The 22,318-nt window shown below is 71.8% G+C and carries 23 protein-coding genes, 3 tRNA genes and 1 pseudogene; 10 read left to right on the top strand and 17 right to left on the bottom strand.

Annotated features, from left to right (window positions below; all coding sequences use genetic code 11):
* Positions 1-149 precede the first annotated feature (149 nt).
* Positions 150-626, top strand: a complete 477-nt coding sequence (locus ASG96_RS07300) for a DUF4178 domain-containing protein (protein ID WP_057587581.1) — start codon at positions 150-152, stop codon at positions 624-626.
* A 3-nt stretch (positions 627-629) separates the two neighbouring features.
* Here ASG96_RS07300 and ASG96_RS07295 read toward each other — a convergent pair whose 3' ends face one another.
* Positions 630-1,718, bottom strand: coding sequence for a hypothetical protein (locus ASG96_RS07295; protein WP_057587579.1), 1,089 nt, complete (start codon positions 1,716-1,718; stop codon positions 630-632).
* A gap of 162 nt (positions 1,719-1,880) precedes the next feature.
* On the opposite strand from ASG96_RS07295, the gene ASG96_RS07290 reads away from it, so the two are divergent.
* Together ASG96_RS07290 and ASG96_RS07285 are read left to right on the top strand one after the other, a co-directional pair.
* Positions 1,881-3,263: an FAD-binding oxidoreductase gene (locus ASG96_RS07290; protein ID WP_157610872.1), complete on the top strand. Its 1,383-nt coding sequence runs from the start codon at positions 1,881-1,883 to the stop codon at positions 3,261-3,263.
* Positions 3,263-4,390 carry an alanine--glyoxylate aminotransferase family protein gene (locus ASG96_RS07285; RefSeq protein ID WP_057587577.1) on the top strand — a complete coding sequence of 376 codons (1,128 nt, stop codon included), beginning with the start codon at positions 3,263-3,265 and terminating at the stop codon, positions 4,388-4,390. The genes ASG96_RS07290 and ASG96_RS07285 overlap by 1 nt, the downstream gene beginning before the upstream one ends.
* A 366-nt stretch (positions 4,391-4,756) precedes the next feature.
* On the opposite strand, the gene rplL is transcribed toward ASG96_RS07285, so the two are convergent.
* Positions 4,757-5,143: a 50S ribosomal protein L7/L12 gene (rplL, locus tag ASG96_RS07280; protein ID WP_056771157.1), complete on the bottom strand. Its 387-nt coding sequence runs from the start codon at positions 5,141-5,143 to the stop codon at positions 4,757-4,759.
* Between the two features lie 69 nt (positions 5,144-5,212).
* Positions 5,213-5,797 carry a 50S ribosomal protein L10 gene (gene rplJ / locus ASG96_RS07275; RefSeq protein WP_020143278.1) on the bottom strand — a complete coding sequence of 195 codons (585 nt, stop codon included), beginning with the start codon at positions 5,795-5,797 and terminating at the stop codon, positions 5,213-5,215.
* 319 nt (positions 5,798-6,116) lie between these two features.
* On the opposite strand from rplJ, the gene ASG96_RS07270 reads away from it, so the two are divergent.
* A complete protein-coding gene (locus ASG96_RS07270) occupies positions 6,117-7,007 on the top strand; it encodes a DUF3152 domain-containing protein (protein ID WP_082591679.1) in 891 nt (296 codons plus the stop codon).
* 72 nt (positions 7,008-7,079) lie between these two features.
* Here the strand turns inward: ASG96_RS07270 and ggt are convergent, their stop codons facing one another.
* From ggt to ASG96_RS07240, 6 genes are all read right to left on the bottom strand, one after another.
* A complete protein-coding gene (gene ggt / locus ASG96_RS07265) occupies positions 7,080-8,957 on the bottom strand; it encodes a gamma-glutamyltransferase (protein ID WP_057587575.1) in 1,878 nt (625 codons plus the stop codon).
* A 166-nt stretch (positions 8,958-9,123) separates the two neighbouring features.
* The gene (gene rplA / locus ASG96_RS07260) at positions 9,124-9,840 is read right to left on the bottom strand and encodes a 50S ribosomal protein L1 (protein WP_056752717.1); all 717 of its coding nucleotides are present in this window, start codon (positions 9,838-9,840) and stop codon (positions 9,124-9,126) included.
* Between the two features lie 109 nt (positions 9,841-9,949).
* Positions 9,950-10,381: a 50S ribosomal protein L11 gene (rplK, locus tag ASG96_RS07255; protein ID WP_056752714.1), complete on the bottom strand. Its 432-nt coding sequence runs from the start codon at positions 10,379-10,381 to the stop codon at positions 9,950-9,952.
* Between the two features lie 97 nt (positions 10,382-10,478).
* Positions 10,479-11,417: a transcription termination/antitermination protein NusG gene (gene nusG, locus ASG96_RS07250; protein WP_235509101.1), complete on the bottom strand. Its 939-nt coding sequence runs from the start codon at positions 11,415-11,417 to the stop codon at positions 10,479-10,481.
* A 28-nt stretch (positions 11,418-11,445) separates the two neighbouring features.
* Entirely contained in the window at positions 11,446-11,715 is a 270-nt protein-coding gene (gene secE, locus ASG96_RS07245) for a preprotein translocase subunit SecE (RefSeq protein WP_056752708.1), read from the bottom strand.
* 116 nt (positions 11,716-11,831) lie between these two features.
* Positions 11,832-11,904 (bottom strand) — tRNA-Trp (locus tag ASG96_RS07240).
* Positions 11,905-12,184: 280 nt separating this feature from the next.
* Here ASG96_RS07240 and ASG96_RS07235 point away from each other — a divergent pair.
* From ASG96_RS07235 to ASG96_RS07220, 4 genes are all read left to right on the top strand, one after another.
* Positions 12,185-13,558, top strand: coding sequence for an aminotransferase class I/II-fold pyridoxal phosphate-dependent enzyme (locus tag ASG96_RS07235; RefSeq protein ID WP_057587571.1), 1,374 nt, complete (start codon positions 12,185-12,187; stop codon positions 13,556-13,558).
* Complete coding sequence (locus ASG96_RS07230; protein WP_056752702.1) at positions 13,555-14,076, top strand: DUF5709 domain-containing protein; 522 nt, start codon at positions 13,555-13,557, stop codon at positions 14,074-14,076. Before ASG96_RS07235 ends, ASG96_RS07230 begins: the two co-directional genes overlap by 4 nt.
* A 92-nt stretch (positions 14,077-14,168) precedes the next feature.
* Positions 14,169-15,197 (top strand): adenosine deaminase, encoded by a 1,029-nt coding sequence (locus ASG96_RS07225; protein ID WP_056752699.1) that lies wholly within the window; start codon positions 14,169-14,171, stop codon positions 15,195-15,197.
* Between the two features lie 125 nt (positions 15,198-15,322).
* Positions 15,323-16,006 (top strand): hypothetical protein, encoded by a 684-nt coding sequence (locus ASG96_RS07220; RefSeq protein ID WP_157610732.1) that lies wholly within the window; start codon positions 15,323-15,325, stop codon positions 16,004-16,006.
* A gap of 86 nt (positions 16,007-16,092) precedes the next feature.
* Here ASG96_RS07220 and ASG96_RS24130 read toward each other — a convergent pair.
* From ASG96_RS24130 to ASG96_RS07190, 7 genes and pseudogenes are all read right to left on the bottom strand, one after another.
* Positions 16,093-16,301, bottom strand: a pseudogene (locus ASG96_RS24130) (UDP-N-acetylenolpyruvoylglucosamine reductase); the annotation flags it as partial.
* A 1-nt stretch (position 16,302) separates the two neighbouring features.
* On the bottom strand, positions 16,303-17,103 hold an 801-nt coding region (locus ASG96_RS07215), incomplete at its 3' end, for a UDP-N-acetylmuramate dehydrogenase (RefSeq protein ID WP_235509100.1).
* Between the two features lie 17 nt (positions 17,104-17,120).
* Positions 17,121-17,576 carry a MaoC/PaaZ C-terminal domain-containing protein gene (locus tag ASG96_RS07210; RefSeq protein ID WP_056752690.1) on the bottom strand — a complete coding sequence of 152 codons (456 nt, stop codon included), beginning with the start codon at positions 17,574-17,576 and terminating at the stop codon, positions 17,121-17,123.
* Positions 17,576-18,022 carry a MaoC family dehydratase N-terminal domain-containing protein gene (locus tag ASG96_RS07205; RefSeq protein WP_057587565.1) on the bottom strand — a complete coding sequence of 149 codons (447 nt, stop codon included), beginning with the start codon at positions 18,020-18,022 and terminating at the stop codon, positions 17,576-17,578. Before ASG96_RS07205 ends, ASG96_RS07210 begins: the two co-directional genes overlap by 1 nt.
* Before the next feature lie 116 nt (positions 18,023-18,138).
* On the bottom strand, positions 18,139-18,309 hold the full coding sequence (gene rpmG, locus ASG96_RS07200) for a 50S ribosomal protein L33 (RefSeq protein WP_020143294.1): 171 nt from the start codon (positions 18,307-18,309) through the stop codon (positions 18,139-18,141).
* A 168-nt stretch (positions 18,310-18,477) separates the two neighbouring features.
* Positions 18,478-18,554, bottom strand: a tRNA-Met gene (locus tag ASG96_RS07195).
* A 60-nt stretch (positions 18,555-18,614) separates the two neighbouring features.
* Positions 18,615-18,687 (bottom strand) — tRNA-Thr (locus tag ASG96_RS07190).
* 139 nt (positions 18,688-18,826) lie between these two features.
* Here ASG96_RS07190 and ASG96_RS07185 point away from each other — a divergent pair.
* On the top strand, positions 18,827-20,236 hold the full coding sequence (locus ASG96_RS07185; protein WP_056752685.1) for an AI-2E family transporter: 1,410 nt from the start codon (positions 18,827-18,829) through the stop codon (positions 20,234-20,236).
* A gap of 33 nt (positions 20,237-20,269) precedes the next feature.
* On the opposite strand, the gene ASG96_RS07180 is transcribed toward ASG96_RS07185, so the two are convergent.
* A complete protein-coding gene (locus ASG96_RS07180) occupies positions 20,270-21,166 on the bottom strand; it encodes a hypothetical protein (protein ID WP_057587563.1) in 897 nt (298 codons plus the stop codon).
* 59 nt (positions 21,167-21,225) lie between these two features.
* On the opposite strand from ASG96_RS07180, the gene ASG96_RS07175 reads away from it, so the two are divergent.
* Positions 21,226-22,047: a hypothetical protein gene (locus ASG96_RS07175; RefSeq protein ID WP_057587561.1), complete on the top strand. Its 822-nt coding sequence runs from the start codon at positions 21,226-21,228 to the stop codon at positions 22,045-22,047.
* Positions 22,048-22,318: the final 271 nt, after the last annotated feature.

Raw genomic sequence — 22,318 nt, 5'->3', positions numbered from 1 at the left:
TGGCATCCACCTATGTCTTCCTGGCCGTCTCGACTCGGCTACGGGGGAAACGAGGGCGCCGGGCGGAAGTTACGCGCGAGTCGGGTTCTCCCGGCCGGGAGGGCCCGGCGCGGCTAGCCTGTGCGAGACCTGTGGAGCCAGGAGGATGCGTGCGAGCAGAGCTGCGGCCGTCACAGGTCGCACCGGGGGCGCTGCTCGAGGTCGAGGGCAGCACGTACCGTGTCGTCGGGACCGTCCGGTTCGACCTCGCCGGCACCCGGTGGGGCGAGCACTGCATCACCTCGTCCGGCCCGCGGGAGTGGCTCTCGCTGCAGCCGCGCGGCGCCGAGTGCGTCATCCACTGGCTGACCCGGCACGACCTCTTCGGCGACCCCGACCGGGCGGGCATGAGTCTCGACGGCCGCGACTGGTCGCTCCTCGCGGCGGGGTCCCTCACCTACACCGCCGAGGGCGACACGGGTCTGGGCCTCCAGGGCACGTGCGAGTTCGTCGAGTTCGTCGCGGTGGACACCGACGACGCCGTGCTCGTCTACGAGAGCTTCGACGGCGGCATGTGGGAGATCAGCGTCGGCCGCCTGGCCGACCCGGCGCGGGTGCGCAGCTACCGCGAGGTCTCCGGCGACTGACCGTCAGTCGTGCGTGGCCGTGACCTCGTGGCTGACGGCGTCCCCGTCGACGCGCACGGTGACGGCGGCGACCCGGTCGGCCCCGTCGAGCCGGGCGAGGCGGCCGAGCACCTCGGCGAGGCGGCCGAACGTGTCCGGGCTGGGCACCGGCGCCTGTCCGTCGGCGTTGCCCGACAGGCCGGTCAGGCGGTGGTCCGTGTCGAGGGTCAGGGCGGCGGTCATCCGCTGGACGGGCGCCCCCCGCTGCTCCTCGATGCCGCGGCGCAGCGTCGTCGCCAGCTCGTCGAGCACCTCCGAGGGCGTATGCCGGCCGCCCGAGTCGTCATCGGACGTGACCGGCTCTTTCGGCTCGGTCGCCGCCGCGACCGTTGCCTGGGTGGTCTGCTCGGTGGCGGGCTCGGCGGCGGCCTCCTCGCGGGCGGGCTCGGTGGCGGCCCTCGGGGCGTGGCCCTCGCTGAGGAAGCCGATCGCGGCGAACTCGATCTTGGCGAAGTCGACCTCGGCGTCGCGGGCCAGCGAGTTGTCGATGACGTAGGCGAGGTTGACGGCGAGGTCGGTCATGCCCGGGTGCAGCTGCTGGCCGACGAAGCGGGCACACAGCAGCAGTGCGTGCACGCGGACCATGGTGCGGCCCTTGCGGTCCTGCACCTGCTGCTCGGCCTCGACACGACGCAGGTCGAAGCCCTCGCGGGGGTAGAAGTGCAGCGGGCGCTCGAGGACGAGGAGCGAGTAGTCGGGACGGTCTGCCCCCGGCATGAGCCGATACAGCTCGCCGTTGAGCGGCAGCTGCCACTCGAGCTCGGCCGGCGCCGTGTCGAAGCGCGTCACGCACACGAGCGGTCCGTAGCGCCCCGACGGGCTCGACGCGTCCGTCGTCGGCGCAGAGGGTGACGGCGACGTCGGAGCGGCCGGCGGGGTCGATGGTGCCGGTGCGGCGGCCGGTCCGGGTGCCACGGTGGGCGCGTCGGTGTCCACGGTGGGCGCGTCGGTGTCCGCGGTGGGCGCGTCGGTGTCCACGGGCTCCACGTGCTCGGCGCCGGTGTCCGGAGCGTCGTCAGCAGCGGGCCTGAAGGTGCGCGACAGCCATCCCATGCGGGCAAACCTACCGGGACCGGTGCGCGGATCGACGGCGCGTGGCACGAGCACTCTCCGGGTGCTGACGACGGACACCTGAGGGACGGGACGGCATACGCCATCGGCTCGCCCGGGACGCGCGAGCGGACCCGTCGTGGTTACGGTGGTCGCGTGACGACAGTGAGCAAGGACGCTCCCGACCTGTGGGCCCTGGAGGGACTCGCCGGGTCCCTGACGCCCGGTGCGCTGCTGACCGAGCCCGACAGCGTGGCCGCCTACCGCTTCGACTACACGGCTGACGCCGCCGCCGGTGTGCCGCTCGCCGTGGTCCGCGCGGCGAGCGCGGCCGACGTGCAGGCCACCGTGCGCTGGGCCGGCGAGCACGAGGTCCCGGTCGTGCCACGCGGGGCCGGCAGTGGGCTCTCCGGCGGCTCGAACGCGATCGACGGCTGCATCGTGCTGAGCCTCGAGCGGATGCGGACGGTCGAGATCGACCCGAGCACGCGCACCGCGGTCGTCGAGGCCGGGGCGCTCAACGTGGAGGTCAAGCAGGCCGCGGCCGAGCACGGGCTCTGGTACCCGCCCGACCCGTCGTCGTTCGAGATCTGCTCGATCGGCGGCAACGTCGCGACCAACGCTGGCGGCCTGTGCTGCGTGAAGTACGGCGTCACGACCGACTACGTGCTCGGCCTCGACGTCGTCCTCGCCGACGGGACGCTCGTGCACCTCGGCGGCCAGCGGGTCAAGGACACGGCGGGCCTCTCGCTCGTCAAGCTCTTCGTGGGCAGCGAGGGCACCCTCGGCGTCGTGACGCGGGCGACCCTGCGGCTCGTGCCGGCCCAGGCGCCGCCGGCCACCCTCGTGGCCACCTTCGACACCGTCGAGGACGCGGCTCGGGTGGTCGTGGCCGTCGGCAACACGCTGCGCGCGTCGATGATGGAGCTGATGGACCAGGCCTCGGTCAACGCCGTCGAGGACCACCGGAGCATGGGGCTCGACCGCGAGGCCGGTGCCATGCTGCTGGCGCAGTCCGACGCCCCGGGTGCGGCGCGCGGTGAGGAGATCGCCGTGATGGAGCGACTGTGCCAGGAGGGCGGCGCGCGGGAGTGCTTCACCACGACGGATGCCGCCGAGGGCGAGATGTTCGTCGCCGCCCGTCGCGCCGCGATCGTCGCCATCGAGCGCCGAGGCGCGATCATGCTCGAGGACGTCGGCGTGCCCGTGCCGCGCCTGCCCGACCTGCTCACCGGCATCGCCGAGATCTCCCGACGCCATGCCGTCGAGATCCCGGTCGTGGCCCATGCCGGCGACGGCAACACGCACCCGGTCATCGTCTACCCGGCGGGCGATGACGACGCCGGGGCCCGTGCGGCACAGGCGTTCTCTGAGGTCATGAGCCTCGCGATCGGGCTCGGCGGCACGATCACCGGCGAGCACGGCGTCGGCCGCCTCAAGCGAGCGGCCCTGCCGGAGCAGCTCGGGCCCGACGTCATGGCCCTCACCCACCGCATCAAGAACGCCCTCGACCCACAGGGCATCCTCAACCCCGGAGCAGGATTCTGATGACCGCGACGCCGCCCACCACGACCCGCCGCCCCATCGCCGACCGGCACCTCTTCGGCCCGGGCCCGTGCAACCCCTACCCCGAGGCGACCCTGGCGCTCGCCGCACCGCTGCTCGGGCACCTCGACCCGGACTTCCTCGCGATCATGGACGAGACGTGCGACCTGCTGCGCCATGTCTGGGGCACCGACAACCGCCGCACCCTGCCGCTCTCGGCGACCGGATCGGCGGGCATGGAGGCCGCGTTCGTCAACACCGTCTCGCCCGGCGACGTCGTCGTCGTGGCCGTCAACGGGCTCTTCGGAGAGCGCATGGTCGACGTCGCGGGCCGCCACGGCGCCGAGGTCGTGCGCGTCGACCACGAGTGGGGCACGCCCGTCGACGTCGGGCGCGTCGCCGCCGCCCACCCGTCCCCGAAGATCATCGCCGCGGTGCACGCCGAGACGTCCACCGGTGTCCGTTCCGACATCGCAGCGCTCGGCGCCGTCAAGGGCGACGCGCTGCTGCTCGTCGACGCCGTCACGAGCATCGGTGGCATCGAGCTGCGCGCCGACGAGTGGGGCATCGACATCGGCTACGCCGGCACCCAGAAGTGCCTCGGCGTCGCTCCGGGCCTCGCGCCCTTCACCATCAGCGACCGGGCCTTCGACCGGCGCGTCGAGAAGCCGTCGTCGTGGTATCTCGACCTCGGCCTGCTCGGCGGCTACGTCGGCGAGGCCTCCGGATCCGGCAAGCGCACCTACCACCACACCGCCCCCACGGCGATGGTCGCGAGCCTCCACGCCGGCCTGCAGCGCATCGCCGACGAGGGCCTCGAGAAGGTCTGGGACCGTCACGCCGATGCCGGGCGTCTGCTCCAGGACGGCCTGCAGGAGATGGGCCTGACCCTCTTCGCCGCCGAGGGCTCCCGCCTGCCCGAGCTGACCACGGTCCGGGTCCCTGACGGCGTCGACTCGGCCGCGGTCCGCGCCTACCTGCTCGAGCGGCACAACCTCGAGATCGGCGCCGGGGTGGGCGAGTTCGCCGCCACCGTCTGGCGCATCGGCCTGATGGGCCACAACGCCCGCCCCGACCGCGTGGCCCTCGTCCTCGCCGCCCTCAAGGACGCCCTGGCCCACGCCGCCTGACCCCGCCACGCTCCCTGGTCGAGGTATGCCGTAGCGCCCAGCCGCGACGTTTCACCTCGACCCGGAGCCGGCCGAGTTCCGTGGAGGTGTTTCGTCGCGCACAGTGGCGACGAAACACCTCGACCCGGGGGCGAGCGTCGACGAGGGCGCGGGGCGTGGCGGTGGTCGCGGCATCGGCGGCGGGCCCGTGCGCTGGGAGCAAGCGTGACGGCATACGCCCGCCGACGCTCCACGCCGCGAGCGCCGTCGCGGGTCGCGCCCACGCAGCCCGGCGACCGCGACCAGAGCACAGCGAAAGGCGGGCCCGACCAGATGGTCGGACCCGCCTTTGCGGTACAGCAGTGATCCCGGCAGTGCCGGGTCAGATCACTTGAGCTCGACGCTGGCGCCGGCGCCCTCGAGCTGCTCCTTGGCCTTCTCGGCCGCAGCCTTGTCGACACCCTCGAGGACGGGCTTGGGGGCGCCGTCGACGAGGTCCTTGGCCTCCTTGAGGCCGAGGCTCGTGAGCGCGCGGACCTCCTTGATGACCTGGATCTTCTTCTCGCCCGCGGCGGTGAGAACGACGTCGAACGAGTCCTTCTCCTCCTCCTCGACGGCGGCAGCGCCGCCACCGGCAGCGGCGGCAACCGCGGCAACGGGGGCAGCAGCGGTGACCTCGAAGGTCTCCTCGAACTGCTTCACGAACTCGGAGAGCTCGATGAGGGTCATCTCCTTGAAAGCGTCAAGGAGCTCGTCGGTGCTGAGCTTCGCCATGGTGGCTTCCTTCCTAGATATTGCCGTGAGTGGCGTGTTGTTGAATCGAGCTGGTGCGCAGGAGCGCGATCAGCTCTCGTCGCCACCCTCGGCGACGTCGGTGGTTGCCTCGTCGGCGGCAGCCGGCGTGGCGGGACCCTGCGCCTCGACCTTCTGGCGCAGGGCGTCGACCACGCGGGCCGTCTGCGACAGAGGAGCGACGAAGAGGTAGGCGGCCTTGTTGAGGGAGCCCTTCATGGCGCCCGCAAGCTTGGCCAGGAGAACCTCGCGGGACTCGAGGTCCGCGAGCTTCGTGATCTCCTCGGGGGACAAGGTCTTGCCGTCGAGGACGCCAGCCTTGATCACGAGGAGGGGGTGTGCCTTGGCGAAGTCACGCAGACCCTTGGCCGCCTCGACCGGGTCACCGGTGATGAAGGCGATGGCCGACGGGCCCTGGAGGTGGCCGTCGAAGGCCGTGATACCGGCCTCCTTGGCGGCGCGCTCCGTGAGCGTGTTCTTGACCACGGCGTAGGTGGCGTGTTCCCGGATCGAGGTGCGCAGCTGCGAGAGCTGGGCCACGGTCAGACCGCGGTACTCGGTGAGAACGGCCGCGCCGGACTCACGGAACTTGTCCGCGATCTCGGCAATGGCAGCCGTCTTCTCGGAGTTCGCCATCTGGGCCTCCTTCCCTTGCGTGGTGCCGCCTGTCGAAGGGGCCCGGAGGGCCTGCACGAAAAGAGCCCCGGCGCAGGGCGCTCGGGGCTCGCAGCGACATACACGAGGTATGCCGTGAGGCTGAGTGTCCTGCGCTGGCTGCCCGCATCGTGCGGAACCTTCGGGAGATCGTGGTTGCCCACGCCCTCCAACCGGCGGTCATTGGTCGTGGACCAGAGTACGGGCTGGACCGTCGCGGACCAAATCGAGCCCGGGACCCGTCGGCGGGTCCGACGCGCGATCCCCCACCGCAACGGGTACGTGACCTAGCGTGGCACCTATGGGGAGTGGCAGCGCAGTCCGCCGTCCGACCCCGTCGCGACGGCAGGCGATCCGCCGCCGTCGGACGTGGGCGGGTCTCGCCGTCGTGCTCTGCGTCGCCGCCGACCTCTGGGTGGTGACGTCCGCCGGGGCCGGCGAGCCGGTCCCGGAGGGCGCGGTCTCGCGCGCCTCTCGGGTCGCGATGACGGCCGGGACGGCGCCGGCGGTCACGATCGACCAGGTCGAGCGGGTACCCGATGCCGCGACCGACTCGCAGGTCGGCGGGGCCACGTCGGCCACCGGCTCCGGCGACGGCAAGGACGACGGCAAGGACGAGAAGGGCGCGGTCATCGAGAAGGGGTCCGGCACCTTCACGGTCGTGGCGATGCCCGCCGCAGCCCTGCGCCCGGCCCCAGCGAGCGGCCGCACGGTCCGCTACACCGTCGAGCTGGAGGGCGGCCTCGACATCCGGGGCGAGGACCTCGCGACCACCGTTGGCGCCGTCCTGACCGACCCGCGCGGCTGGCAGGCGAAGGACGGCGTCCGGTTCGTCGACGTCTCACCCGCCGCCGCGGCCAAGGGCGCCGCCGTCGACCTGCGCATCACGCTCGCGAGCCCCGACACGACCGACCGGCTGTGTGCGCCGCTGCAGACGCGGGGCCAGGTCAGCTGCCACAACTCGGGTCGGGTCGTGCTCAACCTGCGCCGCTGGGTCCTGGGGGCCGAGGCCTACGGCAGCGACGTCGCCGGCTACCGCACCTACCTCGTCAACCACGAGGTCGGGCACGGCATCGGTCACGCGCACGCCTACTGCGGCGGCAAGGGCAAGGTGGCGCCGGTCATGATGCAGCAGACCTACGGCCTCAAGGGCTGCACGGCGTGGCCCTGGCCGACCCCCAGGCCGGCCTGACCCTGACGGCATGAGTGAGGCCGGCCCCGGACGGGGACCGGCCTCACGGTTACGGATCGCTCAGCCGCGCGGTCAGCGGGGGTCGACCACCATCGCCGAGCCACCGCCACGCCGGGTCGTCTCGGCCGCGGCCTCGAACTGGCCGTCCGCGAGGCTCCGGATCGCCGTGACCGCGCCGATCTCGTTGGGCGTGCCGGCCGACACGAGGTTGTGCCCGAGGGCCCGGAGGCCGGCGCCGGTCGGGCCGTCGAGGATGGTCGGCTCGGCGCCCTCCGCCCCGTTGCGCGAGCTGAGGCGTGCCGCCGCGACCGCGTCGACGAGCGAGAGGTCGCGGTCCAGGTAGCCGAGGATCGTCTGGGAGACCGACGTGATGATCGTCGCGCCACCGGGCGAGCCGACGGCGAGGAACGGCTTGCCGTCATCGAGGATGATCGTCGGGCTCATCGACGAGCGCGGCCGCTTGCCCGACCCCGGCAGGTTCGGGTCGGGCGCACTGCCCTGGGTCGGCGTGAAGTTGAAGTCCGTCAGCTCGTTGTTGAGGAGGAACCCGTAGCCCGGGACGGTGATGCCCGAGCCACCGGTCTGCTCGATGGTGAGCGTGTAGGAGGCGACGTTGCCCCACCGGTCGGTCGCCGTCAGGTGCGTCGTCGACTGGCCCTCGCTGGGTTGCGACGAGACCAGCGCCGTCGGGCAGGTGGAGACGTAGGACCCGTCGGGGACGCCCGGAGCAATCGGTCGCGTGAGCGCATGCGTCGGGTCGAAGAGGCAGGAGCGCTCACCCGCGAAGCCGGTGCTCGTCAGCTCCTGCACCGGCACGTTCGATACGTCACCGACGTAGCGGTTCCGGTCGGCGAACGCGGTGGCCGACGCGTCGGAGAACCGGTGGAGGTACTGCACCTGGTCGACGTCACCCGTGGAGACCCCGGTGCGCTGCTCGTAGGCCGCCATGAGGTTGAGGATCTCGGCCACGGCGATGCCGCCGGAGCTCGGGACCGGCATGCCGTAGACGTCGTAGCCCTTGTACTGCGAGTGGATCGGGTCCTTCGTCAGGGCCCGGTACGCGCGGAGGTCGTCCATCCTGATCTGGCCGGGCAACACGCTCGTGCCGTCGGTGTGCGGGGCGCTCGCCTCGGCGACGACCGCCTGACCCAGCGACCCGGCATACAGCGCCGCGACGCCCTGGGTGCGCAGCGTCCTATAGGCCTTGGCCATGTCGGGGTTGGTGAAGACGGAACCGACGGCAGGCGCCCCGCCGTCGCGCAGGAACACCCGGGCCGTCTCGGGGAAGGTCTTGAAGCGCGTCGCGTTGGCCGTGGTCTGGTCGGCGAACGTCTGGTCGACGACGAAACCCTGGGCCGCGAGCTTCTCGGCGGGCTTGAGCGCCTCGTTGAGCGACCACGTGCCGTAGTCGCGCAAGGCCTTGTCCCACAGGGCGGGCGTGCCGGGGACACCCACCGACAGACCCGAGTTGACGGCCGTGGCGAACGGGTAGGCCGCGCCCGTCGTCTCGTCGACGAACGACGTCGACGTGAACGACTCGGGCGCCGTCTCGCGCCCGTCGATCGTGGAGACCGTGCCCGTGCGGGCGTCGCGGTAGACGAGGAAGCCACCGCCGCCGATGCCGGCGCTGTAGGGCTCGGTGACACCGAGGGCAGCCGCGGTCGCGACCGCGGCGTCCGCCGCGTTGCCGCCCCGGGCCAGCACGTCGATGCCGACCTGCGAGGCGTCCCGGTCGACCGAGCTGACCGCGCCACCGGAGCCCGTCATGACCGGGACCTTCGGCAGCGGGGTGGGCTGGCCGTGCCACCCGCGGTCGACGGTGGCGGCTGTCGGGGCCGCAGCCGGCTGAGCGCCGGCCGTGGCCGGCAACAGGGACAGAGGGAGTCCGACGACGAGAGCGCCGAGGACCCATCGGGAACGTGTCGTGGTGCGTGCGCTGTGACGACTCATCGTTCGACCGTACCCGCGCAAACACCTCAGATCGCGCCGAGCACCCCACCGATCCCGGGAGCCGGACGGGTGTGACCACGAGGCCACTCGAGTGGGACGGGCGCGAACGACGAGAGCCCGCCACCCCGGGTGGGGTGACGGGCTCCTCGACTGCTGGGTCAGGCGATCAGGCCTGCTCCTCCTCGGCGAGGAGGTTGCGCGTCTTGGAGAAGTCGAGCGGGATGCCCGGGCCCATCGTCGTGGAGACGGTGGCCTTCTCGATGTAGCGGCCCTTGGAGCTGGCCGGCTTCAGACGCAGGATCTCCTCGAGGGCAGCGGCGTAGTTCTCGACGAGCTTCGTCTCGTCGAAGGACGCCTTGCCGATGATGAAGTGGAGGTTCGCGTGCTTGTCGACGCGGAACTCGATCTTGCCGCCCTTGATGTCGGTGACGGCCTTGGCGACGTCCATCGTCACGGTGCCGGTCTTCGGGTTCGGCATGAGGCCACGCGGACCGAGGACCTTGCCGAGACGACCGACCTTGCCCATGAGGTCAGGGGTCGCGACGACGGCGTCGAAGTCGAGCCAGCCACCCTGGACCTTCTCGAGCAGGTCGTCGGAGCCGACGTGGTCGGCGCCGGCCTCACGGGCGGCCTCGGCCTTGTCGCCGTTGGCGAAGACGAGGACGCGGGCGGTCTTGCCCGTGCCGTGCGGCAGGTTGACCGTGCCGCGGACGGCCTGGTCGGCCTTGCGCGGGTCGACGCCGAGGCGCATGGCGACCTCGACGGTCTCGTCGTACTTGGCCTTGGCGGTCTGCTTGGCGACGCGGACGGCCTCGAGGGGGGCGTAGACCTTGCCGGGCGTGATGAGCTCGGCGGCTGCGCGGTAGTTCTTGCTGCGCTTCATGGAACTGCTCCTTGCGTGGTGGTGGAGTCGTGGTGCGGGCCAGCGCTGGCCCTCCCACGTGGCCGACGGCATACGGTCCGTATGCCGTGCGGCCGGGGTGACGTCGAGCTCAGAGCTCGGTGTCGATGCCCATCGAGCGAGCGGTGCCGGCGATGATGCGCGCCGCCATCTCCTCGTCGTGGGCGTTGAGGTCTTCCATCTTCTGGCGGGCGATCTCGAGGACCTGCTCGCGCGAGAGCTTGGCGACCTTCGTCTTGTGCGGCTCGCCGGAACCCTTGGCGACGCCGGCGGCCTTCTTGATGAGCTCGGCGGCCGGCGGGGTCTTGGTCACGAAGGTGAACGAGCGGTCCTCGTAGACCGTGATCTCGACCGGGATGACGTTGCCGCGCTGGGACTCCGTCGCGGCGTTGTACGCCTTGACGAACTCCATGATGTTGACGCCGTGCTGACCGAGGGCGGGGCCGACGGGCGGGGCGGGCGTGGCCTGACCGGCCTGGATCTGCAGCTTGATGAAGCCGGAGACCTTCTTCTTGGGGGGCATGGATGCCTACCTTCTGTGTTGCTGGGCCGACGCCTTGGGCGATGACCCGGTTGCATGTCCTCGTGCGGTCAGCCGCACGAGGTCGTACGACCCTCGATCAGATCTTGGCGACCTGGGCGAAGGAGAGCTCGACCGGGGTCTCCCGGCCGAAGATGGAGACGAGCACCTTGAGCTTCTGGGTGTCGGGGTTGATCTCGGAGATCGTGGCGGGAAGGGTCTCGAAGGGCCCCTCCATGACGGTGACGGACTCGCCGACCTCGAAGTCGACGACACGCACGTCCTTGGGAGCGCCGGAGCTCGACGCGGCGCCCGAGCCGTCGGCGGCCGCAGCGGCCTCGAAGTTCGGGGCGAGCATCGTGAAGACCTCGTCGATCGACAGCGGCACCGGCTGGTGCGCGTTGCCGACGAAGCCGGTGACGCCCGGCGTGTGGCGCACGGCGCCCCAGCTCTCGTCGGTGAGGTCCATGCGGACGAGGACGTAGCCGGGCATCCGGACGCGACGGACCTGCTTCTTCTGGCCGTTCTTGATCTCGGTGACCTCCTCCATGGGGACCTCGATCTCGAAGATGAAGTCCTCCATGTTGAGGGTCTGGATACGCGTCTCGAGGTTCGCCTTCACACGGTTCTCGTAACCGGCGTAGGAGTGGATGACGTACCAGTCGCCGAAGCGCGTGCGCAGGTCGGCCTTGAAGTCGGCGACCGGGTCGCCACTGCCCTGGACCGCAGGCTCGGCGTCGTCATCGGACTCGTCGGTGTCGTCGGCGGACTCGTCGTCCTCGGCGGACTCGTCGTCCTCGGCGGACAGGGCGGGCTCGGACTCGTCGACGGAGACCGTGTCGCTGTCGGAGTCGGTGGCGTCGTCCTCAGCACCCGACTCGACGTCGGACGCCGTGAGCTCGTCGGTCTCGACCGCGGGGTCGACGACGTCGCTCTCGGTGCTCTCGCCGTTCGGGGCGCCCTCGTGGGCGAACTGCTCGGACACGCTCTGACCTACTTCCTTGCTCGTGGACCAGCCGGTGACGGCTGGCGGTGACATCCCGCGATGGTGCCCGTGGGCTCGTGCCTCAGGTCGCCGAACCCGTGAAGACCCAGGAGACCAGGCGGCTCAGACCGAAGTCGAGCGTTGACACCAGGGCCATCATGATCACGACGAACACGACCACGACGGTCGTGTAGCGCACGAGCTCGGGACCCGTCGGCCGCACGACCTTGCGCAGCTCGTCGAGGATCTGGCGCACGAAGAGGCTGATCGCGCCGAAGAGACGCGACACGGGGTTGCCGCCACGAGCCTTGTCGGCACGGCCGGACCCGCGCTTGGCGCTCGTCTCCGTCACAATTCCTTCTTTCTGCCTGGGTGTCGGCCCGCGGGCGCCACACCCGGACCGTGGGGTTCCACGTCAGGGCAGAAGCCGCGTGCCGCCTTGCACGACGACCACATCACTGGGATGCGCAGGGCAAGAGGGACTCGAACCCCCAACCGCTGGTTTTGGAGACCAGAGCTCTACCAATTGAGCTATTGCCCTTCGCCGGGGACGTTGGGTGTCCACGGCGGGACGGCATGCGTCAGCATGGCCAGCGAAGCCGTCCGAGGGACGATCATACGGGACGGTGCGCCCCAACGCGAACCGGCCCGAAACCCCCTCGACGAGCCCTCGGTGGGCGCCCTCCGGACGATAGCGGGCCACCCGCCGGGCAGCTCGCTGGGCAACCCGGCGGACACGTGCCGAGCCCGTGGCGGGACGGTTCGACCCGGCATACGGACTCGGGCGCCCGGGCGGAGGGGCGCAGTGGCAGGATCGAGACGTGACGAACCCGCGCACCCCCCTCGCGTCCCTGTCCGACGACGACCTGGCCGGCTTCCTCGCCGAGCAGCGGTCGGCCTACGAGGCCCTGCAGTCCCGCGGTCTCAAGCTCGACCTGACGCGGGGCAAGCCGTCCGCCGCGCAGCTCGACCTCTCGGACGACCTGCTGCACCTGCCGACGACGACGAAGGACCGCGCGGGCGTCGACGTGCGCAACTACGGCGGGCTCGAGGGCCTGGCCGAGCTGCGCGAGCTCTTCGCCGAGCTGCTCTGGGTCGAGCCGAGCCAGGTCGTCGCCGGCGGCAACTCGAGCCTGACGATGATGCACACGACCATCGTCGACTTCCTGCTCTTCGGCGGCGTCGAGTCACCCCGGCCGTGGAGCCAGGAGGAGCAGGTCACCTTCATCTGCCCCGTGCCCGGCTACGACCGCCACTTCTCCATGCTCGCGGAGTTCGGCATCGAGATGGTCACGGTCGAGATGCACGACGACGGGCCCGACGTGGCCGCGGTCGAGGCTCTCGTCAAGGACGACCCGAGCATCAAGGGCATCTGGATCGTGCCGACCTACGCCAACCCCTCCGGCGCGATCGTGTCGCAGGAGAAGGCCGCGCGCCTCGCCGCGATGCCGACCGCGGCACCCGACTTCACGATCTTCTGGGACAACGCGTACGCCTTCCACCACCTCACCGAGGACGAGGCCAAGAGCGCCGACATCCTCAGCCTCGCCGCCGCCTCCGGGCACCCGAACCGGCCCATCATGTTCGCCTCGACCTCGAAGATCACCTTCGCGGGCGCCGGCGCCGCCGTGCTCGCCGCGAGCCAGGCCAACGTCACGTGGTACCTCTCGCACCTGGCGATGGGCTCGATCGGGCCCGACAAGGTCAACCACCTGCGCCACGTCGAGTTCTTCCGCGACGCCGACGGGGTGCGGGCGCACATGCGCAAGCACCGCGCGATCATCGCGCCGAAGTTCGCGGCCGTCGACGACGCCCTGACGTCCGGGCTCGCCGGGCTCGAGGTCGCCGAGTGGAGCCACCCGACCGGTGGCTACTTCGTCAACCTCGACGTGCTCGACGGCACCGCGTCCCGGGTGGTGGCCCTCGCCAAGGAGGCCGGCATCGCGCTGACGCCGGCGGGCGCGTCCTTCCCCCTCGGCAACGACCCGCGCGACCGCAACATCCGCCTCGCGCCGACCTTCCCGGTGCTCGACGAGGTGCTCACGGCCATGGCCGGCGTCGCGACGTGCGTCGCGCTCGCCGCCGCCGAGAAGCTGACGCGGGACCGCGCCTCTGGGGTAGGGGCAGCGGGCGACGGCGCGACGCCGTCGGCAGGAACCACCACGACCACCGCCACCGAAGGAGCCTCGCGATGAGCGACCTGGATCCCAACGAGACCATCGACGACGACCTGACGACCTACAGCGTCGACGACGAGGACCAGCTCCAGCCCGAGGACACCCTCGACGACGGCGACCTCGAGGACGTGCTCGACCGCGGCTACTCCCCCAACGACCGGCCCCAGGGCGTCACGGCCCACGGCACGACGGCCTACGAGGAGTCCATCGACGAGACGATCGACGAGCGCATCCGGCAGGAGGTCCCCGACCCGAACTCCGCCTACGGGGCCCCCGACAACGAGAGCGGCCTCGACGGTGACCGCGTCGGCGGCGACGACCCCGACTCCATCGACGCCGAGGACGACTGGCTCGGCGACCACGAGGTGGGCGACGCCCGCGCCGGGCGGCTCGTGGCCGACGACGAGGGCGCGCACGAGGATGACGAGAAGCAGGCCTGGGCCAGCGACGTGGGCGTCGACGGCGCCGGGGCGTCGGCCGAGGAGGCCGCCATGCACGTCGTCGACGAGATCGCCGACGAGCCCGACGAGGACTGAGTCCGGCCGACCCGCAGAGAGGCCACGGCCCCGGCACCAGCCGCGCCGTGGCCTCTCTGCGCCGCCCGGGACCGGATGACACACTGACCCGCATGACGCGTGCGGTGCAGGACCTGCCCAAGGCGCACCTGCACCTGCACTTCACCGGCTCGATGCGCATCGACACGGTGCGGGACCTCGCCGCCCGACACGGCATCCGCCTCCCGGACGCGCTCGTGACGGGCTGGCCCCCGCGGCTCGCCCGGGCCACGGACGAGCGTGGCTGGTTCCGCTTCCAGCGCCTCTACGACGCCGCCCGGTCGTGCGTGCGCGGTGAGGAGGACATGCGCCGGATCGTGCGCGAGGCTGCGGCCGACGACGCCGCCGAGGGGTCGCGCTGGCTCGAGATCCAGGTGGACCCCACGTCGTACGCGCCTTTCGTCGGCGGCATCACGCCCGCTCTCGAGATCGTGCTCGACGAGGCCCGCGCGGTCTCGGCGGACGGCGAGATCGGCGTGGGTGTCGTCGTCGCGGCGAGCCGCATGCGCCACCCGCTGGAGGCCCGCACCCTCGCCCGCCTCGCGGCCCACCACGCGGGCGAGGAGGCCGGCGACGTCGTCGGCTTCGGCCTGTCCAACGACGAGCGACGCGGGGCCGTCGCCGACTTCGCGCCGGCCTTCGCCATCGCCCGTCGAGCCGGCCTCGCCCTCGTGCCGCACGGCGGGGAGCTCCTCGGTGCGCAGTCGGTCATGGAGACGCTCGAGCACCTCGACCCCGACCGCATCGGGCACGGCGTGCGCAGCGTCGAGGACCCCCAGGTGCTCGACGCCGTCGCCGAGGCGGGCGTGACGCTCGAGGTGTGCCCGGGCAGCAACGTCGCGCTCGGCGTGTACGCCGATCCCAGGGACGTGCCGCTGCACCGGATCGTCGAGGCCGGCATCCCCGTCGCGCTCGGCGCGGACGACCCCCTCCTCTTCGGGTCCCGTCTGGCTGCGCAGTACACCGCGGCCCGCGACCTCGGCTTCGACGACGCCGGCCTCGCCCGGCTGGCTCGCGGCTCGCTGGAGGGCAGCCGGATGCCGGACCGGCTCCGCAAGGCCGCGCTCGCCGACGTCGACACCTGGCTCGCCGGCACGGCGTGACACCGACCACACGCAGGACCGGGTCGTAACCGGGCATAACGGGCCGGACCCAGCACGTCCGCGCTCGCGGCGCCGCCCCACCGGGTTTGCTCAGGATCGGTGCGCCCGGTCATGCTGGGCGGGAGATGAAGACTTCTGCCCCCGCCCACGCCCGCCCATCGACCGCTTCCGGCGCCCGTCTGCGACGACTCGCCGTGGTCGGCCTCGTCGCCCCCGTCGTCGCGCTCGCGGCGTGCAGCGGGGAGTCGCCCGTGACCGCCGACCCGACGGCCCCGGCCGGCACGACGCCGGCCGCGACGAGCAGCTCGACGGCGTCCACGACCACAGCGCCGACCACGACCGCCGCTCCGACGTCGGCAGCGCCGGCGAAGTACTCGACGCGCACCATCAAGGCCGTCATCAAGGACCCCCAGCTCGGCCACACGATCACGGCGCTGCGCGTCTCGCGCAACCTGCCCTTCCCGAAGAACCAGCCCGTCGGGGCCGAGGCCTTCGAGATCGTCGGCGTCAAGGTCGAGTTCGCCGCCGGATCGCGCTACTCCGCCTCGCTCGACCCGAAGATGCTGACGCTCGTCGCGGCGAGCCCCAAGCAGAACGTCGCGCCGACGGCCGAGTTCGGCAAGGCCTACAAGGCCGACCCGCTGCTGACGACGAAGCGCGACGACCGCGACCGCGGCTGGGTCTTCTTCAAGGTCGACAAGGGCACCACGAGCACTCTGCGCCTGGCCTTCAACCGGCCGGCCTACGCCGTCAGCACGACGGACAAGAACATCCCGGCCAAGACCTTCTCCGTCGTCCTGACGAAGTAGCGGCAGCGCTCCGCGTCACGCGAAAGGCCCCGGTTCCCAACGGAACCGGGGCCTTCGTCGTGCAGCTCGGGATCGGGGGACGAGCCTCAGAGCCGATCGCCGACGATGACCGGCTCGTTGACGAGGGTGACACCGAAGGCGTCGTGCACCCCGTCGCGCACCTGGCGGGCGAGGGCGAGGACGTCGGCGGTCGTGGCTCCGCCCCGGTTGGTGACGGCCAGGGTGTGCTTCGTGGACAGCGCGGCCGGTGCGGGCAGACCGAAGCCCTTGGCGAAGCCGGCATGGTCGATGAGCCNCCCGAGCCGCTCCCCCACGCGCTCGACGAGGTCGTCGAACTCGTGCCGGCTCAGGATGGGGTTGGTGAAGAACGACCCGCACGACCACGTGTCGGGGTCGGCGTCGTCGAGCACCATCCCGCGGGCCCGACGCTGCTCGAGGACGGCCTCGCGGGCGTCCGAGAGGGGCACGCGCGTGCCGAGCTCGACGCCGAGGCCCTTCGCCAGGGCGGCATACGCCACCGGGCGGCTGAGGTCGGCGACCTCGAACTGGAACACCACGTCGAGCACGACGTAGCGCGAGTGCCCCTTGAAGCGCGAGTGGCGGTAGGTGAACGCGCAGTCGGCGTTCATGAAGGTGCGCACGGCCTGCTCCTGGCGGTCCCACGTGCGCACCTGGGCCACGGTCTGCGAGACGTCCTGGCCGTAGGCGCCGACGTTCTGGATGGGCGTAGCACCCGTGAGCCCAGGTATGCCGCTCAGGCCCTCGACGCCGGCCCAGCCCTGCGCGACGGCGTGCGCCACGACGTCGTCCCAGACCTCGCCCGCGGCCACGCGCACGACCGCGCCGCCGCAGTAGTCGGCGGACTCGGGCGTGATGCCCGAGGTGGCGATGCGCACGACCGTGCCCTCGAAGCCGTCGTCGGACACGAGGAGGTTGGAGCCGCCCGAGACGACGAGCAGCGGCTCGTCGGCGTCGTCGACCTCACGGACCGCGTCGACGAGCTCGTCGGTGGTCTCGGCGGTGACGACGCGGGACGCCGGGCCACCGACCCTCATGGTCGTGAGGGTCGACAGGGGGACGTCGTGTTGCTCGTGCACGCGGTGGTCCGGCCCGCTCAGTCGAGGACGGCGACGGCCAGCGCGCGGCCGAGGACCTTCTCGCCGGCGGCCGTAGCGGTCAGCTCGACGGTGACCCGCTTGGTCTCGGGGTCGGCGGACTTGACGACGCCGGCGACCTCGATGTCGGCGCCGGTGTCGTAGGGCACGACGACGGGGCGGGTGAAACGCACGCCGTACTCGACGACGCGGCCGGCGTCGCCGGCCCAGTCGGTGACCAGCGTGACGGCCGAGCCCATCGTGAACATGCCGTGGGCGATGACGTCGGGCAGCCCGACCGCCTTGGCGAACGGCTCGTCCCAGTGGATGCGGTTGCGGTCGAGGGAGGCGCCGGCGTACTGCACGAGGCGGGCGCGGTCGACGTGGACGGTCATCGACGGCAGCGCGTCACCGACCGCGACGTCGGAGAAGGACCGCACCGGCGTGGCGGTCGGGGTGCTCGGCTGGGCGCTCATCACTCGGCTCCTCGGATGACGATGGTCGACGTGGCGGTGCACACGGACTCGCCCGCCTCGGTGGCGAGCTCGGTGCGGGTGGTCACCATGGCGTGTCCGCCGGCCTCGCGCACGGTGTCGACGTGGAGCGTGCCGACGACGGCGTCGCCGGCCGTCAGAGGCCGGTGGTGGACGAAGCGCTGCTCACCGTGCACGACGCGGGAGAAGTCGATGCCGGCCTCGGGGTCGCGGATCAGCTGCCCGTCGCACTGCTGGGCGATGAGCACGGCGAACGTCGGCGGCGCGATGACGTCGGCGTAGCCACGGGCCCGCGCCACGTCGGCGTCGACGTGCACCGGGTCGGCCGAACCGACCGCCTCGGCGAACTCACGGATCTTGGCGGCACTGACCCGATAGGTCTCGGTGGGCGGGTACACCCGGCCCTGGAAGTCTGCGTTCACCGGCATACGGGGCAGCCTATCCACCGCCGCCGACCCGCGCCCGCGCCGACCGGTGGGCGTCCGGGAACGACGACGCTCCCCCGGCCGGGTGGCCGAGGGAGCGGTCGATGGGTGCGCTGGGGTCAGCGGGTCTCGCGGTGCTCCGTGTGCTTGCCGCACTTCGGGCAGAACTTGTTCATCGCGAGGCGGTCGGGGTTGTTCCGACGGTTCTTCTTGGTGATGTAGTTGCGGTCCTTGCAGTCCACACACGCCATCGTGATCTTCGGACGGACGTCGCTGCTCTTGCTGGCCACGGCAACCTGCTCTTTCGGAAACGTACTTGGGTGTTCGGTCGTCTTGCGACGGGTGTCGCGCGGCGCGTCACGCGTTCCGGGCGGCATCCCGGGGTGACACGCAGGCGCGACGTCCAAGGTTACGCGACACCCCGATGATTCGAGAAATCGAACCGGTGCGCGCGGAAGTGGTAGCGGGAGCGGGGCTCGATCCCGCGACCTCACGATTATGAGTCGTGCGCTCTAACCAGCTGAGCTACCCCGCCATGGGCTGTCGTCCCCCGGCCCGCCGCTGCTGCGACGGGGACCGGAGCCCGACCGACCAGAGCCCCAATAGGGAATCGAACCCTAGACCTTTTCCTTACCATGGAAACGCTCTGCCGACTGAGCTATTGGGGCACGGCCGACACCGAGAAACCGCTGCGAGAACGCCTTCAGGTCGACCTGTTGTGCGACGGCGAGACTACACGGTCGGCGGCGCGGATACGAAATCGAGCAGTTCACGCACTCTGGGCGTCGCTACTGGAAGGATGCGGGCATGAGCGGCCCCATCGATGGTCAGCCGGACACCGGTCCTACCGCCGAACCGTCGACCGGGCGGCTCGGCTCCGATGTCGAACCACCGGGCACCCCGGCGGGCGCTGCGGCGCGCACCGAACCGGGCGTCGGGAGTGACGTGGACACCCGCCTGGTCGACGTCCAGGTGCGCTTCGACCGGCGCAGCGTGTGGCGCGCGGGCTGGCTCGCGGTCGCCATCGTCGCGATCGCCGCCCTGGGCAAGTTCGTCATCGACGACGGCGGCTCGGTCATCTTCACCCTCATCATGGCCATGCTCGCCTCGATCGCCATGGAGCCGGCCGTCGCGCGGCTCTCGCGCCGGATGCGACGCGGGATGGCGACGATGATCGTCATGCTCGGCGTGCTCGTCTTCTGCATCGTCTTCATGCTCGCGTTCGGCAACCTGCTGGCCGACCAGCTCGCCACCTTCGTCGCCTCGATCCCGGCGCTCGTCCAGAAGGCGACGACGTGGGCCAACGAGACCTTCGGCTCCGAGCTCAGCCCCGACGCGTTCCTGGCCCAGTTCACGAGCGACGTCGGCGGTCTGGGCAGTCTGGCCGGCAGCGTCGCCGGCGGCCTCATCGGTGCCGTCGCCGCCGTGCTCGGTGCCTTCTTCTCGTCCATCACCTTCTTCTTCTTCACCTTCTACTTCTCGGCCGACAGCCTGCGTCTGCGTCGCTGGGTCGCTCAGCTCGCCCCGCCGCGCCAGCAGGAGGTCATCGGGGTGGCGTGGGACCTCGCGGTCATCAAGACCGGCGGCTACGTGTCGGCCCGGCTCGTGCTCGCCGCGATCTGCGGCGGCCTGTCCAGCCTGTTCATGCTCATCATCGGCATGGACTACTGGCTGGCCCTCGGCATCTGGACCGGCCTCGTGGCGCAGTTCGTGCCGACCATCGGGACCTACATCGCGATCGCGCTGCCGGTGTTCGTCGGCCTCGTCGGCCCGGAGCCGTGGCAGGGGGTGGCGCTGCTCGGCTTCGCCCTCGTCTACCAGCAGATCGAGAACGTCACCATCGAGCCCCGCATCTCGGCGGACGCGGTCGACGTGCATCCCGCGGTGTCCTTCGCTGCCGTCATGTTCGGTGCGGCGCTCTTCGGCGTCGCCGGAGCCTTCGTGGCGGTGCCCGTGGCCGCGCTGATGCTCGCCCTCTTCGACATCTACTCGCGCAAGTACGAGCTGCTGCCGCAGCTTGCCGCTCCCCAGCCCGGGGAGCGGCAGCACGCCGAACACCAGCACGCGTCGTTCACGGCCCGGCTCCCCGCGCTGCCCCGGGCTCGGGCGAAGGCCGCCGAGCCGCCGACGCCCGCGGCCGAGCCCCAGCCGACCGGCCTGCGTGCGACCCTGCGGCACTGGTTCTCCCGCGACCACGCCTCGGAGGGCAAGAAGTAGCCACGTCGCCGGCCGTCCTGGCCGCGACGGACGTCACGCCCCGTCGTGCGCGTCGTGCGCGTCGAGCCCCTGCTGGGCCGCGGCCTCCTCCTGCTCACGCTGACTGCGTATGCCGGTCGCGTCGTCGAGCTCGCCCGTGACCTTCTCGAGCCGGGCCCTCGCCGTCGCGAGCCGCCGCTCGAGGTCGGCGATGCCCTCGACGACCTCCTCCTGACGGGCCGTGAGGACCGCGACCTGCCGATCCGCGGCCCGCAGGTCGGCCCGCGCGGTCTCGAGCGTCGACTGGAGGCGGGCGCGCTCCGCGGTCCGCCGGCTCCGTCGCCGCTCCTCGAGGTCGACCGGGTCGCCGCCTCCGGCACCCCCGGGCAGCACCGAGAGCGAGGGGCGACCGGCCGCGGCGTCGTCGTCGTCCGCGTCGAGGTCCGCGATGGCGACGACATCGGCCACGTCGACCGAACCGAAGCCGGAGTAGCTGAGTGACTTGACGAGCGCGCCCGTGAGGACCGAGGCCTCGGCGTCCTCATCGGCGATGAGCGCCGTCAGCGTCTCGCGCACCTCCTGGGCCGCGCCCGCGCCGAGTCCCGGACCGTCCTGCGCCGCGACCTGGGCGATGCGATCGGCGAGAGCGTCGACGCGCGTGGCCCGCTCGCGGCCGAGCAGGCGCAGCTGGTCGGCGTCGAGGCTGCGCTGCGCCTCACGGAGCAGCTCGGCGAACGACCGGAGCTCCTCCAGCTCGTCGGCGTGCTCGCGGACGAAGTGGTTGACCGCCCAGGCGGCGAGGGTCGGCTTGCGCAGGGCACCGACCGAGGCGGCGAGGTCCTTCTCGCCCGCCGACCTCGCCTCGGCCACCAGCTCGGAACGCAACGGGGTGAACCGAGCGGGCGGGACGGCATACAGCTGCTCGACGGCGGCGCGCACGTGCAGGATCACCCCTGCATCCTCCCGCAAACCCGCTGGTGCGGCCCGCCGCGGAGGGGCAGGCTTGGCGCGTGATCTGGATCTGTGCGACCTGCGCCGTCGAGACCGACGACCTGCCCGAGCCGCCGGGCGCGTGTGCCGTCTGCGAGGACGAGCGACAGTGGGTGCCCGAGCAAGGGCAGCGATGGACCACCGTGCAGCAGCTTCGGGAGGCCGGGACCCGGATCACCGTCGACGAGGTCGAGACCGACCTCTGGGGCCTGCGTGCCGAGCCCGAGGTCGGGATCGGGCAGCAGACCATGGTCCTGCGGGTGGCCGAGGGCGTGCTCCTCTTCGACTGCGTCGGCTACATCGACGAGGTGACCGTCGAGCTCGTGCGCTCCCTCGGCCCGACGCTCGCCGTGGCCGCCAGCCATCCGCACATGTACGGCGTGCAGACGGAGTGGGCCCACGCCCTCGGCGACGTGCCGGTGCTCGTGGCCGCCCCCGACGCCGAGTGGGTGCGGCGCCACGACCCGCTCGTCGAGCTCTACGACGAACAGCGGGAGATCGCCGCGGGGCTCACCCTGCACCGGGTCGGTGGGCACTTCCGCGGCCAGGCGGTCGTCGAGTGGAAGGCGGGCGCCGACGGGCGCGGCGTGCTGCTCGCGGGAGATGCGGTCTTCCCCAACCCCGACCGCCGGTCGGTGAGCTTCATGCGCAGCTACCCGAACCGGATCCCCTTGTCGGGCAACGTCGTCCAGCGCATCGCGGGTCAGCTCGAGGGACTGCACTTCGACCGGCTCTACAACAACTTCGGTGCCGTCGTGCCGTCGGACGCCAAGGCCGTGCTGCGTCGGGCGGCGGACCGTCACGCGGCGTGGACGCGTGGGGACCTCGACCACCTGACCTGAAGGTGGGGCCGCGACGTGCCCGGAGCGCGCCCAGTGGGTAGGTGCACGTCGACGGCGTCGTCCGGCGCCGCGGCACACCCTGTGGAGGAGAAGCGATGAGCGACAGCCCGCTGGACCCCGTGAGCGACGACCCGACGACCGAGGGGCCCGCTGACGGCGGAGCCGACACGACCAGCCACGACGGCGGCGCCGACGGTGGCGCTNCACCGAGGGCCCTGCTGACGGCGGAGCCGACACGAGCAGCCACGACGGCGGCGCCGACGGTGGCGCC

Origin of the sequence: Terrabacter sp. Soil810, assembly GCF_001429645.1 — a bacterium.
Lineage (GTDB): Bacteria > Actinomycetota > Actinomycetes > Actinomycetales > Dermatophilaceae > Terrabacter.
Note: the sequence above shows the minus strand (reverse complement) of the source record. Positions and strands in the feature narration are given on the sequence as shown.

What these genes read in the sequence shown, in the direction of transcription:
- ASG96_RS07295 (WP_057587579.1), bottom strand. Translation starts at nt 1,718, where the DNA reads ATGGGATGGCTGTCGCGCACCTTCAGGCCCGCTGCTGACGACGCTCCG.
- ASG96_RS07285 (WP_057587577.1), top strand. Translation starts at nt 3,263, where the DNA reads ATGACCGCGACGCCGCCCACCACGACCCGCCGCCCCATCGCCGACCGG.
- rplL (WP_056771157.1), bottom strand. Translation starts at nt 5,143, where the DNA reads ATGGCGAAGCTCAGCACCGACGAGCTCCTTGACGCTTTCAAGGAGATG.
- rplJ (WP_020143278.1), bottom strand. Translation starts at nt 5,797, where the DNA reads ATGGCGAACTCCGAGAAGACGGCTGCCATTGCCGAGATCGCGGACAAG.
- ASG96_RS07270 (WP_082591679.1), top strand. Translation starts at nt 6,117, where the DNA reads ATGGGGAGTGGCAGCGCAGTCCGCCGTCCGACCCCGTCGCGACGGCAG.
- ggt (WP_057587575.1), bottom strand. Translation starts at nt 8,957, where the DNA reads ATGAGTCGTCACAGCGCACGCACCACGACACGTTCCCGATGGGTCCTC.
- rplA (WP_056752717.1), bottom strand. Translation starts at nt 9,840, where the DNA reads ATGAAGCGCAGCAAGAACTACCGCGCAGCCGCCGAGCTCATCACGCCC.
- rplK (WP_056752714.1), bottom strand. Translation starts at nt 10,381, where the DNA reads ATGCCCCCCAAGAAGAAGGTCTCCGGCTTCATCAAGCTGCAGATCCAG.
- nusG (WP_235509101.1), bottom strand. Translation starts at nt 11,417, where the DNA reads ATGTCACCGCCAGCCGTCACCGGCTGGTCCACGAGCAAGGAAGTAGGT.
- ASG96_RS07230 (WP_056752702.1), top strand. Translation starts at nt 13,555, where the DNA reads ATGAGCGACCTGGATCCCAACGAGACCATCGACGACGACCTGACGACC.
- ASG96_RS07225 (WP_056752699.1), top strand. Translation starts at nt 14,169, where the DNA reads ATGACGCGTGCGGTGCAGGACCTGCCCAAGGCGCACCTGCACCTGCAC.
- ASG96_RS07220 (WP_157610732.1), top strand. Translation starts at nt 15,323, where the DNA reads ATGAAGACTTCTGCCCCCGCCCACGCCCGCCCATCGACCGCTTCCGGC.
- ASG96_RS07210 (WP_056752690.1), bottom strand. Translation starts at nt 17,576, where the DNA reads ATGAGCGCCCAGCCGAGCACCCCGACCGCCACGCCGGTGCGGTCCTTC.
- ASG96_RS07205 (WP_057587565.1), bottom strand. Translation starts at nt 18,022, where the DNA reads ATGCCGGTGAACGCAGACTTCCAGGGCCGGGTGTACCCGCCCACCGAG.
- ASG96_RS07185 (WP_056752685.1), top strand. Translation starts at nt 18,827, where the DNA reads ATGAGCGGCCCCATCGATGGTCAGCCGGACACCGGTCCTACCGCCGAA.